19 protein-coding genes are annotated in these 14906 nt (G+C 61.7%); 14 read left to right on the forward strand and 5 right to left on the reverse strand.

All coding sequences use genetic code 11. From position 1 onward, the window contains the following. The first annotated feature begins 8 nt into the window (after positions 1-8). The gene (locus EJP69_RS14325) at positions 9-1049 is read left to right on the forward strand and encodes a DUF932 domain-containing protein (protein ID WP_126470787.1); all 1041 of its coding nucleotides are present in this window, start codon (positions 9-11) and stop codon (positions 1047-1049) included. A gap of 140 nt (positions 1050-1189) precedes the next feature. After that, positions 1190-1858 (forward strand): YqaJ viral recombinase family nuclease, encoded by a 669-nt coding sequence (locus EJP69_RS14330; protein ID WP_126470789.1) that lies wholly within the window; start codon positions 1190-1192, stop codon positions 1856-1858. 13 nt (positions 1859-1871) lie between these two features. On the opposite strand, the gene EJP69_RS14335 is transcribed toward EJP69_RS14330, so the two are convergent. After that, the gene (locus EJP69_RS14335) at positions 1872-2096 is read right to left on the reverse strand and encodes a hypothetical protein (protein ID WP_126470791.1); all 225 of its coding nucleotides are present in this window, start codon (positions 2094-2096) and stop codon (positions 1872-1874) included. Between the two features lie 107 nt (positions 2097-2203). Here EJP69_RS14335 and EJP69_RS14340 point away from each other — a divergent pair, with 107 nt between their 5' ends. The 5 genes from EJP69_RS14340 (at position 2204) to EJP69_RS14360 (ending at position 4582) form a co-directional block, all read left to right on the forward strand. Beyond that, positions 2204-2626, forward strand: coding sequence for a hypothetical protein (locus EJP69_RS14340; protein WP_126470793.1), 423 nt, complete (start codon positions 2204-2206; stop codon positions 2624-2626). A 33-nt stretch (positions 2627-2659) separates the two neighbouring features. Further along, positions 2660-3217: a hypothetical protein gene (locus EJP69_RS14345; protein ID WP_126470795.1), complete on the forward strand. Its 558-nt coding sequence runs from the start codon at positions 2660-2662 to the stop codon at positions 3215-3217. Next, the gene (locus EJP69_RS14350; RefSeq protein WP_126470797.1) at positions 3214-3444 is read left to right on the forward strand and encodes a hypothetical protein; all 231 of its coding nucleotides are present in this window, start codon (positions 3214-3216) and stop codon (positions 3442-3444) included. The genes EJP69_RS14345 and EJP69_RS14350 overlap by 4 nt, the downstream gene beginning before the upstream one ends. Positions 3445-3602: 158 nt before the next feature. After that, entirely contained in the window at positions 3603-4349 is a 747-nt protein-coding gene (locus EJP69_RS14355; protein WP_126470799.1) for a DUF7227 family protein, read from the forward strand. Continuing rightward, the gene (locus tag EJP69_RS14360; protein WP_126470802.1) at positions 4346-4582 is read left to right on the forward strand and encodes a hypothetical protein; all 237 of its coding nucleotides are present in this window, start codon (positions 4346-4348) and stop codon (positions 4580-4582) included. The genes EJP69_RS14355 and EJP69_RS14360 overlap by 4 nt, the downstream gene beginning before the upstream one ends. A 480-nt stretch (positions 4583-5062) precedes the next feature. On the opposite strand, the gene EJP69_RS14365 is transcribed toward EJP69_RS14360, so the two are convergent. From EJP69_RS14365 to EJP69_RS14375, 3 genes are all read right to left on the reverse strand, one after another. Next, positions 5063-5509 carry a helix-turn-helix domain-containing protein gene (locus tag EJP69_RS14365; RefSeq protein ID WP_126470804.1) on the reverse strand — a complete coding sequence of 149 codons (447 nt, stop codon included), beginning with the start codon at positions 5507-5509 and terminating at the stop codon, positions 5063-5065. Between the two features lie 201 nt (positions 5510-5710). Beyond that, positions 5711-5986: a hypothetical protein gene (locus tag EJP69_RS14370; RefSeq protein ID WP_126470806.1), complete on the reverse strand. Its 276-nt coding sequence runs from the start codon at positions 5984-5986 to the stop codon at positions 5711-5713. Positions 5987-6301: 315 nt separating this feature from the next. Continuing rightward, positions 6302-6991, reverse strand: coding sequence for a GntR family transcriptional regulator (locus EJP69_RS14375; protein ID WP_126470808.1), 690 nt, complete (start codon positions 6989-6991; stop codon positions 6302-6304). Positions 6992-7126: 135 nt separating this feature from the next. Between EJP69_RS14375 and EJP69_RS14380 the strand changes: the two genes are divergently transcribed. From EJP69_RS14380 to EJP69_RS14405, 6 genes are read left to right on the forward strand one after another with little or no spacing between them, the layout of a single operon-like run. Beyond that, positions 7127-8104, forward strand: coding sequence for a VOC family protein (locus EJP69_RS14380; RefSeq protein ID WP_126470810.1), 978 nt, complete (start codon positions 7127-7129; stop codon positions 8102-8104). Between the two features lie 35 nt (positions 8105-8139). After that, positions 8140-8994 carry a fumarylacetoacetate hydrolase family protein gene (locus EJP69_RS14385; protein ID WP_126470812.1) on the forward strand — a complete coding sequence of 285 codons (855 nt, stop codon included), beginning with the start codon at positions 8140-8142 and terminating at the stop codon, positions 8992-8994. A 42-nt stretch (positions 8995-9036) separates the two neighbouring features. Next, positions 9037-10269: an amino acid ABC transporter substrate-binding protein gene (locus EJP69_RS14390; RefSeq protein WP_126470814.1), complete on the forward strand. Its 1233-nt coding sequence runs from the start codon at positions 9037-9039 to the stop codon at positions 10267-10269. Further along, positions 10269-11129: a branched-chain amino acid ABC transporter permease gene (locus EJP69_RS14395; protein ID WP_170217109.1), complete on the forward strand. Its 861-nt coding sequence runs from the start codon at positions 10269-10271 to the stop codon at positions 11127-11129. The genes EJP69_RS14390 and EJP69_RS14395 overlap by 1 nt, the downstream gene beginning before the upstream one ends. A 14-nt stretch (positions 11130-11143) precedes the next feature. Next, positions 11144-12937 (forward strand): branched-chain amino acid ABC transporter ATP-binding protein/permease, encoded by a 1794-nt coding sequence (locus EJP69_RS14400; RefSeq protein WP_240652143.1) that lies wholly within the window; start codon positions 11144-11146, stop codon positions 12935-12937. Further along, a complete protein-coding gene (locus tag EJP69_RS14405; protein WP_126470817.1) occupies positions 12930-13670 on the forward strand; it encodes an ABC transporter ATP-binding protein in 741 nt (246 codons plus the stop codon). The genes EJP69_RS14400 and EJP69_RS14405 overlap by 8 nt, the downstream gene beginning before the upstream one ends. Positions 13671-13761: 91 nt before the next feature. On the opposite strand, the gene EJP69_RS14410 is transcribed toward EJP69_RS14405, so the two are convergent. Then, a complete protein-coding gene (locus EJP69_RS14410; RefSeq protein WP_126470820.1) occupies positions 13762-14079 on the reverse strand; it encodes a hypothetical protein in 318 nt (105 codons plus the stop codon). 45 nt (positions 14080-14124) lie between these two features. On the opposite strand from EJP69_RS14410, the gene EJP69_RS14415 reads away from it, so the two are divergent. Then, entirely contained in the window at positions 14125-14829 is a 705-nt protein-coding gene (locus tag EJP69_RS14415) for a MobA/MobL family protein (protein WP_126470822.1), read from the forward strand. Positions 14830-14906 lie beyond the last annotated feature (77 nt).

Below are 14906 nucleotides of genomic sequence, written 5' to 3' on the forward strand. Positions count from 1 at the left end.
GACTCCCCATGGCTCACCAAATCGAACAGATGGCCTACGTCGGCGACACCCCCTGGCACCGCCTGGGTCATCACCTTCCCTTCAGACAACCCCTCGAGGTCTGGGCCCAGCAAGCCGGCATGGACTGGACCATCCAGGAAACCCCAGTCCGTTTCATGACCGACGGAGTTCCCGCTGGCGACGAGCCCGGCAGCGGTGACTCCCTCCAGACCCTCGAATCCTTCGCCGAGCAGAAAGTGCTCTACCGCAGCGACACCCGCGCTGCGCTGTCGGTCGTCTCCAGCCGCTACCAGGTCGTGCAACCCCGTGAAGTCCTGGAGTTCTACCGCGACCTCACCGAGATCGGTGGCTACGAGATGGAGACTGCCGGTGTTCTCAAGGGCGGTCGCAAGGTCTGGGCCTTGGCGCGCACCGGCAAGCAGGCCGTGCTCAAAGGCAACGACATCGTCAACGGCTATCTCCTGCTGGCGACATCCTGCGACGGCACCTTGGCCACCAGCGTGACGCCCACGACCGTGCGGGTCGTGTGCAGTAACACCCTGACCGTGGCGCTGGACAGCACCAGCAACGTCATCCGCGTGCCACACAGCACGAGCTTCGATGCCGACGCCGTCAAACGCCAGCTCGGCATCGCCGTCGGCCAATGGGACGACTTCATGTACCGCATGAAGCTGCTGTCCGAACGCAAGGTCAAGAGCGGCGAGGCCATGCAGTACATCGAGCGTGTGCTCTACGGGCCCATGGAGTCGGGTCGACTCGATGGAGTGGACGTACATGCCGCACCCAGTGTCGACCAGCCTCCCGCACCTCCTGTCCCGCGGGGGTGGGCTGCAAGAAAGATTCTGGAGCTGTACGAAGGCAAGGGGCGTGGCGCCGAGCTCTCCGCGGCCAAGGGAACGACCTGGGGCTTGCTGAGCGCGATGACAGAGTTCGTCGACCACGAGCGCCGTGCCCGCAGTCACGAGTACCGCCTCGACAGCGCCTGGTTCGGACAAGGCGCTGCGTTGAAGCAGCGAGCTTTGGAGCAGGCGCTTGAGCTCGTCAAGTGAAGCGCCCGGCGGCCGATCTCGATCCTCCCTCCGGTCCCGACTACCTCAGTCCCAACCTCAACCGCATCGAGCCCTGCTTTCCACTTGTGTGGAGTGCGGGGCTCTTTGCTTTGGAAGCCATCTCAATCAGGAGAGAACCCATGCGTCATCTACACACCAACACCAAGTGTTCCCCGGCAGCGCATCTGTGTGCGCGAGAGCCTGTGTCAGAGCGCTGGCCGAACATGCCCGAAGCCGGCATTGCAAGCCTGGAGGCGGCCGCAGCCGTGGGTTGCGACCCCTTCAAGTCGCCCGTCCGGCTCTGGATGGAGAAGACCGGACGCCAGGATCTGCTTCAGCCGCCCCCGAATTTGCAAACAAAGTCTGATGGTGCGGTCTATTGGAGTCGCCTGCTCGAACCTATCGTGGCAGCGCACTACACGCTGCGCTGCGGCCATCGGGTTCGCCGCGTGGCTGGCCTGCTGCGACATTTCGAGCACTCCTGGATGTTCGCGTACCTCGGCCGCGAAGTCGTGGGGCACCAGGATGTCCAGTTGCTGGAATGCAGGTGCATCGGCCTGTGGGAGGCGGATCACTGGAAGCAGGGCCTCCCTGGCTACGTGCGAATCCAGATGCTGCATCAACTGGGCGTCACCGGCGCCAACGCTGTCGACGTCGCTGCCTTGATCGGCGGAGAGGACCTGCGCATCTACCGGGTCGAACGCGACGAGGTAGAGATCGCCCGCCTTATCGAGGCTGAGCGCGAGTTCTGGCGTTGTGTCGAGCTCGACCAGGCTCCGCTCATGAAACAGCAAGCCTTGCAGGCCTGACAAGTCCAGCCCTTCAGCTGGCCTGCCAGAACCTCCACCAGCGGCGTTGGGTGGCGGCCCGTAGTTCGAGCGAGCGCAAGTCGAGGCTGTCGTAGTTGGACGCTGGCGCACCTGTACGTCGGCGCATCTCCGATTCGAACTCGTGGGCAATGCCGCGTGCATGCCATTCGCCTTGTAGGGCTCTGCGCCGCCATTCGAGCGCCTGCGCTCCCAGTTCCTCGTCCGACAGTGTTTGCATCTGCCTTGTTGTCATGGCGGTGATTGTGCCGCGTTCGCGCGCGCCCGCGCGGACCTCATCCCAAGCCCCTTCAAGTCTTCATCTCAACGAATCACGTCCGTTTCATCATGACCCATACTTTTCCCCAGATCGGGGCATCCAGCCGCAAGGTCGATCCGATTCTGGACCCTCACATCGGCCGAACGCTGCGCATCACCTCCCGCCATCTGCCCTGGGTGGTGGCGCGCCAGATCCACGCGCAGCACCAGGACATCGTTCCTCTTTCTGTGTTTCCTTGTTTTCCTGCGTCTGCTTCTGGCACGGGAATGTCACAACCAGAAGCGTCGCTCGCGAGCATCGAACTCGATGCGTTCTGCTGGCGTCTGGACGTCACCGATGCCAATGTCGTCGCAGCTCAAACACTGGGTTGGGGCGTGATGCGCGACCTCCTGATCCTGGCCGACCGGCAAGCCTGCGAGGCACTCGAACTGTGTCCGGACCATGCGGCGCTCCCGCGTGAACTGGGCTTCGAGGTCTTCGAATGGCCTTGAATGCATTTGCCCACATCGATCGGAGAACTTGACATGGGATACATCGTCTACCGGGCGACGAAGGATCAGGCTGTCTACGATGAGTTGAGCAGCATCGGCACTTCTTCGATGGTGCTGGCTCACCGCGCCGTCGGCAATCGGCTGTGGTTCCTGGCGCAGACGCGTGCCGGCGAACATGCTGGGCGTAAATGGATCGGGCTGACCCTCATCGACAGCCGCCGCGGCGAGGTTGCCGTCAAGAGCATGGACGAGACCGTCGGCCCGTATTACTTCGATTGTCCGTTGTCTTTCCTCGACCGTGCCGACGCTCCCGTTGGGCCCCATGCGGGCCCGTGGCGGGAGAAGGTGAGGGAGTTCCACGCGAACCGCGCGGCCAGGCGCGCCGCCATCCGTGAGGGACTGAGCGTCATGTACGACGGGCAGGTCTACGAGTTGCGCAGAAGCCTGGGACGCCGGGGCTGGGAGGTCCTGCGTGAGGACGGCGTGATCCTGCGCATGAAGGCGAGGCAGCTCTGGCAGGCGACAGTGTTGCCGGCACGCGCCTCAGTTCCGACTCTTGTGCAGGCGATAGAGGCGAGGGCGCAAGCATGAGCCGATCACAGCCTCAGACCAATGTCGAGTTTGTGGCGGAACTGATGGAGTTCAGTGCTCATGGCGCGCTGATCCAGGCTTTCGTGCTTCAGGCGCTGACCTACTACGCCTATCGGGTGGCCGCAGCCGATCCCGACGCGTTGGACACCGGCCTGGTCAACGGCCACGCCTGGCACGGCTGCGCTCTCGAGGTGCAGCAAAGGCTCAAGCGCCACCTCCAGGAGTAAGCCTCACGGCACTGCTGCGGCTTCCAAAGTCGATCCATTCCCAACTCCGCGTTCCCGATCTCTTGCCCCCTTGAGCCGATGAGGTAGGGCAGGGAAGGGCTCGCACGCCTCATGTCCGTGACCGAAATCACGGCACCCATTCCTCGAAGGAGAACACCTTGGTCACCACGACTTCTCGCGGTGGTCCGATGCTGCGTGCCTCATCGACAGCATTCGCCGGACCATTCATATATCACTTCACCCGTGTCAGCCGCAACGCCAAGACAGGGCCCATGGCCGTCACCACGACAAGTGCGAACACCTGCCTTCCAGGTTGTAGCTTTCGGCAAAGCGGCTGCTATGCCGAGAACGGTCTCTTGGCGCTGCATTGGCGAGCTGTTTCCGCAGGAGCCCGAGGGGGCTCCTTTGACGAACTGTTGGCGCAGATCCGGACGTTGCCGCGCCGCGCACTGTGGCGACACAACCAGGCGGGTGATCTGACGCCGAGCGCGCCGGGGACGATTGACGTGCACTTGCTCTCGAGGTTGGCCATGGCCAACCGGGGGCGGCGTGGATTCACCTATACGCACTATCCGCCAACGCGGGCGAATCGTGCGGCGATTCGTCAGGCCAACCAACTCGGCTTTGCTGTGAACCTGAGCGCTGAGACGCTGGCGCAGGCGGATGGCTATGCGGTGCTTGAAGTCGCGCCCGTGGTGGTGGTCTTGCCTGTGGGCACCACCAAGCCGACTCGCACGCCAAGTGGACGCCCGGTCATCGTGTGTCCGTCCAGCGTCGGCAACACCGACTGCCTGAGCTGCGGCATCTGTCAGCAGCGCGATCGGTCCGTCATCGTGGGGTTTCCCGCGCATGGAGCGAGGGCCAGGCATGTGGAGAGGATTCTTCTTGAGGGGAGACCCTCATGAGAGACACAGAAGCAGAGCTAGCGTCAGGAGCGCAATCCAAGCTGGAGATGGTTGCTTTCGATGAGGAGTTTCTCAAACGGGTGGATCGTGCAATGCTCGAACGCAAGCAAGCAGATCCCTACTGTCTGCAAGAAGTAGGGCGAGCTGCGGAAGAAGAGAGCCGGCTGGCCGGCTTGACCAATGCACACTGCATTGATCGGCCAATTGATCGACGTGGCCTGAAAACACTTTGAGAACCGAATATGAGCGCTTCTCCTCGGATTCAGTCTGAGGAGGAGCGCTCGGTTCGCTTAAGCAATTTTTTCGTCTAGGCGGGTGCAGCTTAGAAAACTCTGACTGCGCCCGCGATGATCCAATCGGGCCCTCTGAGACCTAGCGGGATCTTGGGCTTGCGCTTTTCTTTCAAGGCTGTCAGCTAGTACAAGCTGCTCGAGCAAGGCGCGAACGAAAAGCGCTTCCTAGATGAGTGGAGGGGATTGAGAGAATCCTCACGCCTCAAGGCGAGCATTCGGCTGCATGGCTTCCCGGAGTCTGAGCGCCATCAGCGACCAAACCCGCTTTGACAATCCAGGTAGTACTGCATGTTTCGATGCAATCCGCCAGAGAAGCCGAGGATTTGCTTATGCGTATGTCAAGAGAATGGAGAGGCTCTAATAAATCGATCTGCAAGATCGCAGCCAGAGGAGGTATGCCGCTCCTTCCAAGCAGAGTGACTATAGGCCAGCTGCAACTAAGCGCTCTTCTGCCTCTCGCTTGCCGATTCCACGCACGGCAGCAATCGCTTCCAACTGCGCCGCCCGAGGACGTGCTTTGCCTTGCTCCCAATGAAAAATGGTTTGACCGGATACGCCGACCAATTGGCCGTAGTGCGCAGCGGATAGACCTAGCTTAGTCCGATGACTGGCGAGGCGCGTGGGACTGAAGCGTCGCGCCACGCGCTGATCGGCACCATCTTCTGCTCCCTCTTGACTAGGTGGTTTGCCTGCGGCCTTGTTAAGTCGACCAAGTTGCCTTTGAAGCTCAGCTACTTCACGTCGCAGAGCAGCAATGGCACCACGATGCTGGGCTGAGGCTTTACGAAGTCCTTCGATCTCTTGGCGTACCTCTTTGCGTGCTACACGACTGATCTCGGATTTGAAAATTTGGCTGATATTGGTCATGCACACATTCTCATTCGAACTTTCAGTTATCTGTTGCAAGCAGAATTCTAGTCGGCGTCATTTCCTTTTCCGATCTTGGACGGATCAAGTAGTCCAAGTTAGGACGAGGCCCAAGAGTCGACGCGTTCACACGACTTTTTCTCGTAAATGGAAAAACGGACCTCGACGGGGCCGTTTTTGAGTTGCCAGCGCGGGGGGAAGCTACTCGACAGCTTCACCGTCCTCTTCGTCTTCCACCTCGGCTTCTTCGGCGCGGCGGATCGTCACGAAGTTGGTGGCGTCTTCCACAAATCCCATGAGCTTTTCATCGGGCGCCATGCCACGCACTTCGGTCTGGACGCCATCGCCATTCTTGTAGTCGACTTGCACCAGCGCAAAGCAAGCCAGCGGCTCCTCCATTTCTCCTTCATCGCCGCCGTCGTAGACTGCGACCCACCCTTCGGCGGGCATGATCTGAAGGATTTTCACATCTTCCATCGATTTACTCCAAGTTCAAAAAGCCGCGCAGCATATCGCACGCAGAAGCGTAGCCCAGAAGTTCCGGCCGGAGTTCGCAACTCCGGCTTGCTGAACGCGTCTTCGGATCGCGGCGCTGCTGCGTTGAACTGTGCCGCTACGTCATAAGCGCCGCGCGGCACCCATGCGGGTCGATGGCTGACCAGCAGCTGAGAAGGAGGCTAGGATCGTCGATGAGTATGCGCCGAGGTCCGGGGCCGGCCCGCATGCCTCTGCGGGATGTTCACCGGCCGGCGTTCGCATGGACCCGGGGACCCTTGCCACGCACCGTAGCTTCTATTTCTCCGCGCGCGGGTTCTTCTTCAGTGCCGTGAGTAGCAGGCGTCCCGTTGTCTGCAGGTGCTCAGCGATCAGCGCCTGCGCTGTCTGGATGTCGCGATTGAGCACGGCTTCGAGCAGAGCGCGATGCTCGGCGCCGACGTCCCGTGCCTCCTTGGACAGGGGGGCCGACAGCTGCCGGTAGCGCTCGCTCTGCTGGTAGAGCGTTTGGTGCATGCGCAACAACCATGTGTTCGGGCAGCCCGACACCAGCGCGTTGTGGAATTCCGCGTGACTGGCTGTCCATTCCGCGCTCAGCATCGTTGGCATCGATGCATCGCGCTCGGCCAGACGCTGGAGGCGGTGGTGAGCGGACACCACGCTGCCCTCCCACGACAGGTCGCCGTGCCGAATGGCTTCGGCGAGGCAAAGCTTCTCGACCTCGATGCGTGCCTTCACCAAGTCTTCCAGGTCGCTCGCTGAAATGGGGCTGACCCGATAGCCACGCGCCGGCTCAGAAACGACCAAGGCTTCGGCTTCGAGCATGGCCAGGCCCTCGCGCACAGCCCCGGCGCTCACGTCCAGATCCTCGGCCAGCGCGGCGATGTTTAGCTTCGAGTCCGGCAGCAGACGTCCGCCCACGATAGCCGCGCGCAAGGTGGTGAACACCTGCCGCGTCTGGCTCATGCCCTTGGTTTTCTCGTTCATTGCGCTCCCGTTCATCGCGAAAACCGCTCGATGTTACTTGTTAACCCTAATGATCCATGGATTACTAATAAATAGACTGTATGCAAAAGAATATATTATTCATAGCACCGTGGATTTCTGATGGAGACACATGCCATGGCCGACATCCAGCTTCGCACCCATAAAAATCCCGAGCGCGCGGCGTTGCACAGCGTGCATTCGCTAGATGCCTTCGTCTTCACCGTGCCTGATCTCGACGAGGCCGCGCGCTTTTACGAGGCCTTCGGATTGCTGCCCCGCAGAGAGGGTGACAGGCTTGATCTGTTCACGGTGGGACATCCGCATCCCTGGGGTTCGCTGTACCGATCGAATGGAGTGAAGAAGCTGCAGTACTTGCGCTTCGCCTGCTTCGCGGAGGATTTCGACGCGATCGCTGCGCGCATCGAGCAGCAGGGCGTGCCGCGCTGTTCGCCGCATCCATTGGGTGATGACCGCGGCCTGTGGGTGCTGCATCCGGAGGGCTTCCCGGTGCAGGTCGTCGTGGCTCCGAAAAGCGCGCCGGATCAGGGCAGCGAACCTGTGGTCGCGCCGCGCCCGCCCGTCGGCACGGGCGCTTCGCCGAACCGAGCGCGCATTCCAAAGGTGCATCCGCGTCGGCTCTCGCACATTCTGATGTTCTCGGCCAAGGTGCCCGAGGCGGTGCACTTCTACGAAGACGCGCTGGGTTTGCGCGTCACGGACCGCTCGGGCGATCTCATCGTCTTCATGCACGGCGTCCATGGCAGCGATCACCATCTGATCGCCATGGCGCGTTCGAACGGACCGGGTTTGCATCACCTGAGCTGGGACGTCGCGAACATCGACGAGGTCGGCCGGGGTATGGAGCAGATGTATGCCGCAGGTCATGTGCGCGGTTGGGGCGTGGGGCGCCACGTGCTCGGCTCGAACTACTTCCACTACGTGCGCGACCCGTGGGGCAGCTACTCGGAGTACTCCTGTGACATGGACTTCGTGCCCGGCGACTTCGATTGGCGGGCTGTCGACCATCCACCCGAAGACTCCTTCTATGCCTGGGGCCCGAAAGTGCCCGAGGACTTCGTCACCAATTTCGAGGTCGAGGCCGACCAAGCCTGAGACCTGTTTCAGCACCCACCACCACAAGGAACCCCATGCGTCTTCTCTCCTTTCACCACAATGGCAAGCAGGCCCTCGGCCTGCGCCTGGGCGATGAGGTCGTCGACCTCACGGCAGTGGGCCTGCCCGCCACTCTCGATGAACTGCTTCGCGGCGGTCCCGATGCCATGGCCGCCGCGATGAAGGCCGGGAACACCGCCCGCACGCGTCTTTCGCTGTCGGACATCGACTGGCTGCCGCCCGTGCAGTCACCCTCCAAAGCCATCGCAGTAGGCCTCAACTACGTCGACCACGCGGCCGAGAGCAAATTCGAGGCGCCGACCTACCCGGTGCTGTTCCATCGGTTTCCCTCATCGTGGGTCGGCCACAAGCAGCCGATCGTGCGGCCGCACGTGTCGACGCAGTTCGACTACGAAGGGGAACTCCTGGTCGTCATCGGCAAGGCCGGACGCTACATCGGGAAGGACGATGCGTTGAACCATGTCGCGGGCTACTCGGTATTCAACGACGGCTCCATCCGCGACTATCAGTTCAAGTCCGCACAGTGGATGATGGGCAAGAACTTCGACCGCTCGGGCTCTTTCGGACCCGAGTTCGTCTCCGCCGACGAATTGCCTTCGGGCGCCACCGGCCTGAGGCTGCAGACACGCCTGAACGGCACCGTCCTGCAGGACGCCAATACGCGCGACATGATCTTCGACGTTGCCACCTTGGTGTCTGTGTGCTCCGAGCCGTTCGCGCTACAGCCCGGCGACATCATCATCGCCGGCACCCCCTCGGGCGTGGGGCTGGCGCGCAAGCCGCAGGTCTTCATGAAGGCGGGCGATGTATGTGAAGTCGAAATCGAAGGTGTCGGCCTTCTCTCCAATCCCGTCGTGGACGGCGACTGAACGTGGCACACCGCCGTAGCTTAAAAATCACGGAGACAAAAAATGAGCATCGATCGTCGTTCACTGGTTGCGGCCGCCGGCGCCATCGGTGCCCTCGGCACAGGCGCCTTGTTCAGCGGTGTCGCGGCTGCGCAGCAGCCCTCGGGCAAGCCCATCCGCGTGGGTGGCACGCTGGCGCTCACCGGTCCGCTCTCGGCCACAGGGCTGGTGCACAAGCTTACTGGTGAGATCTACCTGGACGCACTCAATCGGCGTGGCGGTCTGCTCGATAGGCCGGTGGAGTGGGTGCTGAAGGACGATCAGTCCAAACCCGATCTCGCGCGCACGCTCTACGAGCAGCTGGTCACGGCGGACAAAGTTGACTTGCTCATCGGCCCTTACGCCACGGGTGCCATCCTTTCGGCCATGGGCGTGGCCCAGCGCTACAACAAGACGTTGGTGCACCATACCTTCGGCATTCCGAGCTTGGCAAAGTACGACCAGCAGTTCCCGGCTTGGTCGCTTGGTCCCGATCCGGAGAAGACCATGCCAGCGATGGTGATGGACGCTCTGGCGACCTCGCCGAAACCGCCGAAGACCATCGCCATCGTGACCAGCAAGTTTCCTTCGGTGCATTTTGTGGCGCTGGGGGCGCGCGAAGTGGCGAAGCAGCGAGGCTTGAAAGAAGTGTTGTTCCTCGAGTGGGACTTCGGCAACCGGGATTTCGGTCCCATCGCAGGCCGGCTCAAGGAGGCCAACCCCGACTTCATCTGGAATGGCGCCATCGGTCTGGAAGGAAACCAGTTGCTCGATGCGATGAAGAAGATCGACTACGCGCCGCTGCATCACTTCTACCACGTGCCCGCACCTGCGCCGATGCTAAAGGCGCCAGAGGCCAACGGTGCGCTGGCCACCACCATCTTCGAAGATCACCCGCCTTTTACGGACAACCCGACGGCGGCCGAATTCGTGAAGGTCTACCGTGAGCGCGCGCTCACGGCGGGCATGCCCGATACGGCTGTAGAGACGCAGGCGGCCGCGTCGTTCTCGGCCTGGCAAATCATTGAAGCCGCCGTGGTCGCCACCAAAGGGCTCGACGACAAGGCCATGGCCACGTGGCTGCGTGCCAACAAGGTGGACACCATCCAGGGCAAGCTGCGCTTCAACGAGCGCGGCAACTTCGGTGACGACCTTGGCCGCGTCAAACAGGTGCAGAACGGCAAATGGGTGGTGGTATGGCCTAAGGAGTGGGCAGCCCCTGGCGCGAAGCTGCAAACGCGCGGGGTGGCCAGTTGATGAATCTGCCCAGTGCCACGCTGCTGGCCCAGTCGATCCTGGCGGGCCTGTTCACCGGAGCACTCTACGGCTTGCTGGGGCTCGGCCTCAGCCTGTCGTGGGGGATGCTGCGGCAGATCAACCTCGCGCACTTCGCGCTCGCCTTCCTCGGCGCATATCTCACGTACGAACTTTCCAGCCATCGCAGTGTCGATCCGTTGCTCACACTGGTGGCGATCGTGCCGCTTTTCTTTGTGCTGGGCGCGGCGTTGCACTGGGTGCTGACGCGCTTTCGCGTGAGCCCGTTCAATTCACTGCTTGTCACTTTCGGCATCACGGTGATCATCGAGGCGCTGTTGCAGTGGACTTGGACGGCGGACTATCGCAAACTCGAATCGAGCTACGCGGAGCACAGGCTGCAGATCGGGCCGCTGTACCTGCCGCTGCCGGAGCTCATCACGCTGGCGATGGGCGCCGGCATCTCGCTGGCTGTGTGGTTCGCGCTGCGTCGCACCGACCTGGGTAAGGCGATGCGTGCCGCAGCGGAAGATGCACCTATTGCCGCAGCCTTCGGGGTGAACCAGAACGCCTTGGCGCTGATGCTCTCCGGCCTCAACGCGGCGCTGGCAGGTGTTGCGGGGGTCTGCATTGCGCTTGCATACACGCTGTCGCCATCACAGATCTATGCCTGGATCGGCGTGGTGTTCGCCGCGGTGATGCTGGGCGGCTTGGGCCGCCCGCTCGGACCGTTGATTGCGGGCTGCATCATCGGTGTGACTGAGGCGGTGACCATGTCGATCACCGCGCCTTCGTGGGCACCGCTGGTGTCGTTCTCATTGCTGATGTGTGTGCTGCTGGTGCGGCCGGGGAGGGTGGCATGAGGCGCTCGCTACTCTTGATCCTTGCCGTCGGAGCGGGACTGGCCGCAGTGCCGTGGCTTGGCCTGCCGGCGTTCTACGAGTCGATCCTTTACCTGGTGCTGCACTGGATTGCGCTGGCCACGTCCTGGAACCTGCTGTCGGGTTACTCGGGCTATTTCTCCTTCGGGCATGGTGCGTTCTTCGGCATCGGCATGTACACGACCGCCACGCTCGCAACGCGCTTCGATATCCCGTTCCTTTGGACATTGCCCGCTGCGGCCGTGGCGGCAGCGCTGTTCGCAGCCATCCTGGGGGCCGTCGCGTTTCGCGTGCAGGCGGTGCGTGCCGAACTGTTCTCGCTGCTGACGCTTGCGGCCACCTTCGTCGTGGCGACCATCATCCTCAACACGCCCATCGACGGTGGCCCTGGCGTGTACATGAACGCGGTAGCGGTGCCGCAGATGGGGCCGACGGCGGCGGGTACTTTCTACTTGCTGGCTTTAGGTGTGGCGATGCTGACCGTGCTCGCGGCGTTGGTCGTCTATCACTCTCGCCTGGGCACGGGGTTGTTTGCCATTCATGACGACGAGGACGTGGCCGAGGTCATGGGCGTGCCAACGTACCGCTACAAGCTCGGCGCCTTCGCGCTGTCGTGTGCGCTGGCGGGCGTGGTTGGAGGCGTGCATGCGCTTTTCGTCTCGTACGTCACGACGGGTGATACCTTCACCATCGCGATGCCGCTCACGGTGGTCTTGATGTCGGTGCTCGGTGGCACGCGCCACTGGGCGGGACCGATCGTCGGAGCGACCGCAATCACGCTGCTGCTGTTCGCCTTCACGGGCGGAGACAGCGCGATCCTCGGCAAGGGGCTGACCGGACTGGTACTGATCGTGGTGATTCTCTTTATGCCGCAGGGACTGCTAGGACAGGCATTGACGTGGTGGAGCGCGCAGCGTGGGGCATCGCGCCGTCCGGGCGTGCCGGGACAAGTGCCCGCTGCCATCGAAGAAACGAAGGCCGCCGCCATTCCTGGTGAAGTACTACTGCGTGCGCGGGATGTGCGCAAGTCGTTCAAGGGCGTGCATGCGCTGCGCGGTGTGAGCCTGGAGGTGCGGCGCGGCGAGATTCTCGGCTTGCTTGGTCCCAACGGTTCAGGCAAATCAACCTTCATCAACGTCGCGAGCGGCCACTACGCGGTAACTGCCGGACACATCGATTTCGCAGGGCAGCGCATCTCCGGCTTGCCGGCGCACCGCATTGCGCAGGGTGGCATTGCGCGCACGTACCAGATCCCGCGCCCCTTCGCGCATCTCACGGTGCTGGAGAATGTGGCGTTGCCCGCGATGTTCGGTGCGGCCGCGCTGGACCGACGCACGGCGCAGGCCGAGGCTTGGCAGTGGTTGGCGTTCACCGGTCTCACGGAACGAGCGCATGCCCTTCCCGCGGACCTGAATCTGCATCAACGCAAGTTCCTGGAGTTCGCGCGTGCGTTGGCTTCCCGGCCGCAGGTGTTGATGCTCGATGAAGTCCTCTCGGGCCTCACGCCATCCGAGATCGATGAGGCCGTGGCGCTCATCCGTCGCATCCGTGATCAAGGTGCCACCATCGTTTTCGTCGAGCACGTGATGCGCGCCGTGATGGCCCTGTGCGACCGTATCGTGGTGTTCAACCGCGGCGAAGTGCTGGCCGAAGGGGCGCCGCAGGACGTGATGCAGCGGCCTGAGGTGGTGTCGGCCTATCTCGGGCAGACCATCGAGGTGAGGGAGACCGCCGTTGTGGGGGACGCAATGTTCAAGCCGAATGTGGCAAAGGAGTTGGCCCATGCTTGAACTTGAGTCCATCCGTGTCGCGTACGGACATGCCACTGCACTGTGGGACGTATCGCTGTCCATCGGCAAGGGCGAGTTGCTGTGCGTCGTCGGGCCGAACAGCGCCGGCAAGAGCACGCTCATCAATGCGGTGGCGGGGCTGCATCCTATTAGCAGCGGACGCATGCGCTTCGAGGGGGAGGACATTTCACGCTTGGCTCCCTACCGCTTCTGCGCACAGGGCATAGCACTGGTGCCCGAGGGCAGGCGCTTGTTCACGGAGATGACAGTGCGGGAGAACTTGGAGCTTGGCAGTTATCTGCGCACAGCTCGGCTGGAGCGGGCACGGTCCCTTGACCATGTCTGTGCTCTGTTTCCTGCGCTGAAGGAGAAGCTAGGTCAGCCAGCGGGCTCGCTGTCGGGTGGGCAACAGCAGATGGTGGCTATCGGTCGTGCGCTTATGGCGCGGCCCAGATTGCTGCTACTGGACGAACCCTCGTTGGGACTTGCACCGGGCATTGTGCTCGATATGTTCAGCGCCATTCGGCGTATCCATGCTGATGGCATTGCAGTGTTACTCGTGGAGCAGAACGTGGGCATGGCGCTAGACGTAGCCGAGCGGGCTGCTGTGCTGGAAGAAGGGCGGATCGTCGCGCAGGGATTGCCGGCGGAACTAATGGCCCGACCGGAGCTGAGGCGTGCCTATTTAGGTCTCGATGCTGATGCAGCTGAGCCAGCTATTGCGCGGGTGTAAGACGTATCGACAATGAACTTCTTGTAGGTAGGTGATGATGTCGTGTCGTGTCGTGTCGTGTCGTGTCGTGTCGTGTCGTGTCGTGTCGTGCCTATTGAATCGCTGTTGTGTTGCCACTTTCTTGCGTCCGTGAAGTCCGACGAAGGTGAATTTTCATGGATGCCTCTAAAGGCATCTGGTGACCAAGTGCTTCAAGGAGTGCGAAGGAATTGGCGCAGATATCGCTTGCTTGTCTTCGGGCTTGGAGCGGTCCGCAACTTATCTTCCCTTCCTCTTCTTCTTCTTCTTCTTCTTGGCAATTTTTTACTCGCTCACTTCCATGTTCTGGAGAACATGGAAGCGTGCAATTAATGAAGGCTGGATCGCTCAGTAATTGAAATCTAAGCACTAGAGCGGTGAGCACGCGCATCTACCGTTTCTCCAAACATAGGAAACCTCAGATGGAGAAAATGAGATGGCGACCTTCTATTTTGATATCAAAAGCGGTGGCAAGGGCAGTGCGCGCCGGCATTCGAAGTACATTTCTCGTGTAGGCCACTACGCAGACAGAGAAGACCTCGTGGCACGAGGTTTCGGCAATTTGCCTGAATGGGCTGATGGCACACCTGAGTTGTTTTGGGCCGTGGCAGATCGCCATGAGCGCAGCAATGGTGCAATCTATCGCGAAACCATTGTGGCACTCCCCAACGAACTCAGCACGGAGCAGAACGTCGAATTGGCATGGAGCTATGCACGAGAATGTGCAGGCAACAAGCCATTCGAATTTGCGGTTCATCGTCCGCTAGCAGCTCTAGGGGGCGTCCCTCAGCCCCATGTGCATCTCATGATTTCAGATCGCGTGCCTGATGGAATCATCCGTTCTCCCGAGAAGCACTTTCGTCGTTACAACTCCGCTCAGCCCGAGCGCGGCGGATGCAGAAAAGACAGCGGAGGCAAAACGCGCAGCGAACTGGCAGCCGAATTGAAGGGCAAGCGAGAACACTGGGCTGAGACCGTCAATGCCATGCTCGAACACTACGGGCACGACGCGCGCGTCGATCATCGAACCAGGACTGAGCGTGGCCTCGCTTCGTCTACCGAGCGGCACCTGGGACCGGCCGGGGTTCGGGCGCTCGATGCAGAAGGCAAGAAGGGGTTGATCGCTGCACGAGAGCGATAAGCCGAAATCTGCTTGCTGCGGCAGTAGGGCTTAGGAGGTGGACTGCTCGCTGCCTCACATCAGCTTAGCAAGAGTCA

Origin of the sequence: Variovorax gossypii (assembly GCF_003965815.1) — a bacterium.
In the GTDB taxonomy this organism is placed as follows: domain Bacteria; phylum Pseudomonadota; class Gammaproteobacteria; order Burkholderiales; family Burkholderiaceae_C; genus Variovorax; species Variovorax gossypii.

Coding starts and splice junctions, on each gene's coding strand:
- EJP69_RS14390 (WP_126470814.1), top strand. CDS start 9,037: ATGAGCATCGATCGTCGTTCACTGGTTGCGGCCGCCGGCGCCATCGGT.
- EJP69_RS14360 (WP_126470802.1), top strand. CDS start 4,346: ATGAGAGACACAGAAGCAGAGCTAGCGTCAGGAGCGCAATCCAAGCTG.
- EJP69_RS14380 (WP_126470810.1), top strand. CDS start 7,127: ATGGCCGACATCCAGCTTCGCACCCATAAAAATCCCGAGCGCGCGGCG.
- EJP69_RS14350 (WP_126470797.1), top strand. CDS start 3,214: ATGAGCCGATCACAGCCTCAGACCAATGTCGAGTTTGTGGCGGAACTG.
- EJP69_RS14385 (WP_126470812.1), top strand. CDS start 8,140: ATGCGTCTTCTCTCCTTTCACCACAATGGCAAGCAGGCCCTCGGCCTG.
- EJP69_RS14405 (WP_126470817.1), top strand. CDS start 12,930: ATGCTTGAACTTGAGTCCATCCGTGTCGCGTACGGACATGCCACTGCA.
- EJP69_RS14410 (WP_126470820.1), bottom strand. CDS start 14,079: ATGCGCGTGCTCACCGCTCTAGTGCTTAGATTTCAATTACTGAGCGAT.
- EJP69_RS14375 (WP_126470808.1), bottom strand. CDS start 6,991: ATGAACGAGAAAACCAAGGGCATGAGCCAGACGCGGCAGGTGTTCACC.
- EJP69_RS14340 (WP_126470793.1), top strand. CDS start 2,204: ATGACCCATACTTTTCCCCAGATCGGGGCATCCAGCCGCAAGGTCGAT.
- EJP69_RS14330 (WP_126470789.1), top strand. CDS start 1,190: ATGCGTCATCTACACACCAACACCAAGTGTTCCCCGGCAGCGCATCTG.
- EJP69_RS14395 (WP_170217109.1), top strand. CDS start 10,269: ATGAATCTGCCCAGTGCCACGCTGCTGGCCCAGTCGATCCTGGCGGGC.
- EJP69_RS14335 (WP_126470791.1), bottom strand. CDS start 2,096: ATGCAAACACTGTCGGACGAGGAACTGGGAGCGCAGGCGCTCGAATGG.
- EJP69_RS14370 (WP_126470806.1), bottom strand. CDS start 5,986: ATGGAAGATGTGAAAATCCTTCAGATCATGCCCGCCGAAGGGTGGGTC.
- EJP69_RS14415 (WP_126470822.1), top strand. CDS start 14,125: ATGGCGACCTTCTATTTTGATATCAAAAGCGGTGGCAAGGGCAGTGCG.
- EJP69_RS14325 (WP_126470787.1), top strand. CDS start 9: ATGGCTCACCAAATCGAACAGATGGCCTACGTCGGCGACACCCCCTGG.
- EJP69_RS14365 (WP_126470804.1), bottom strand. CDS start 5,509: ATGACCAATATCAGCCAAATTTTCAAATCCGAGATCAGTCGTGTAGCA.
- EJP69_RS14345 (WP_126470795.1), top strand. CDS start 2,660: ATGGGATACATCGTCTACCGGGCGACGAAGGATCAGGCTGTCTACGAT.